The organism is Clavibacter lycopersici (assembly GCF_003576405.1).
Classification (GTDB): Bacteria; Actinomycetota; Actinomycetes; order Actinomycetales; family Microbacteriaceae; genus Clavibacter; species Clavibacter lycopersici.
This window is the reverse complement of sequence record NZ_QWGT01000441.1, coordinates 1-954: the sequence shown is the minus strand read 5'-3', so window position 1 is coordinate 954 and position 954 is coordinate 1. Positions and strand designations below refer to the sequence as shown.

1 protein-coding gene and 1 pseudogene are annotated in these 954 nt (G+C 78.7%); one reads left to right on the top strand and one right to left on the bottom strand.

Going from position 1 to position 954, the window contains the following annotated elements:
• Positions 1-520: pseudogene (locus DZG00_RS15810) on the bottom strand (amidohydrolase family protein); the annotation flags it as partial.
• 224 nt (positions 521-744) lie between these two features.
• Between DZG00_RS15810 and DZG00_RS17405 the strand changes: the two are divergent.
• The coding region (locus DZG00_RS17405) for a hypothetical protein (RefSeq protein WP_119455838.1) at positions 745-954 on the top strand (210 nt) is incomplete at its 3' end.

The following is a 954-nucleotide window of genomic DNA, read 5'->3' as shown; positions in this document are numbered from 1 at the left end:
CGGCCAGCACGTCGTCGGCGAGGAGCGGCCCGCCGTCGTGCAGCACGATCTTCACCGCGCGGGATCCGCCCGCCCGCGCCGCCGCGACGGCCGGCCCCGCATCCTCCGCGCGCGCCACCTCGCGCACCGCCCCGGCGGGCGCCCACGCGCGATCCGAGGGGTAACCGCCCAGGGCGGTGTGGAACGGACCCGCGTACCGCACGTCCACCCCCACAGGCGGCCGGGCCGCGATGCGGGCGATCTCCACGGGATCCCACCCGAGGTCGACCACCGCCGTGACGGCCGATCCGCCGAGCGCCGCGTGGTCGACGAGCCCGAGGTGCACGTGACGGTCGACCACGCCGTCGCTGACGGACACGTCGAGCCGCCCCAGCACGTCGTCGGCGGGGTCGGCGAGCGCCACGCGACCGCCGGCGATCCGCACGGCGACCTCCCGGTGGATCCGGTCGAGCCGCATCTCCCGCACACGCCAGACGCCGCCGGGCACTGTGCGCCGGGCGGCAGCGGCCTCGTGATCCATGCGCCTCCCCGCGTCCCGCCGAACCTAGCGCGCCGACGAGCTCACGTCCGCCCGTCCTGCGGCGTCGGTCGCAGCGACCGTCCGGCTGGTACGCCCGGCGGCATGTGCAGGGGTCGCGCCGCCGGATCCCCGCGCCACGTAGCCTCGTGCCCCTCCCGTCCGAGCCGCACCCGAGGTCCCATGCCGCACGCACCGCACCCGCGCACGCCGAGGGGAGCCCGCGCGTGCTGAGCAGCCCCGACCGCGACGACGACCTCCTGCAGGAGCGGCTCCGCGCGCTGCACGACGTGTGGCCAGGCGATCCCGCCGACGACGACCCGCTGCGCCGGATCCGACGCGCGACGCGGTCCGCGGGCCCCGACCCGGCAGCCGCCCCGCGCCCGCCCGGCGCCGTCCGTCGAGCGTGGCGCGCGATCCTCCGCCGCCTGGGCGCC